The organism is Stenotrophomonas sp. SrG (genome assembly GCF_050031795.1).
In the GTDB taxonomy this organism is placed as follows: domain Bacteria; phylum Pseudomonadota; class Gammaproteobacteria; order Xanthomonadales; family Xanthomonadaceae; genus Stenotrophomonas; species Stenotrophomonas rhizophila_A.
This window is the reverse complement of sequence record NZ_JBNBBE010000932.1, coordinates 1-242: the sequence shown is the minus strand read 5'-3', so window position 1 is coordinate 242 and position 242 is coordinate 1. Positions and strand designations below refer to the sequence as shown.

Sequence of the window (242 nt, the reverse complement as noted above, 5' to 3'; positions counted from 1 at the left end):
TTCCAACACCGCTTCGCGCGCCGGCAGCTTCGTGGAAACCGCCCTGCCCGTGCAGGCCTTCTACGCCGGCCACCGCACCGGTGCCGAGTGGGTGCTGGAGCGCCCGCAGTACCTGAGGCAGGTGGGCGCCTATGGCGGCAAGGACCTGCAGGGTGACAATCCCGGCACCACCCAGGCCGTGCGCGGCGAGTGGACCCCGGTGAAGGCACCGGGCGATGTGATCCACCTGGGCCTGGCTTATT

Annotated in this window: 1 protein-coding gene; it reads left to right on the top strand. The window is 69.8% G+C overall.

Annotated elements, in window-relative coordinates:
- On the top strand, positions 1-242 hold a 242-nt coding region (locus ACQG3P_RS22225), incomplete at both ends, for a porin (protein WP_426806261.1).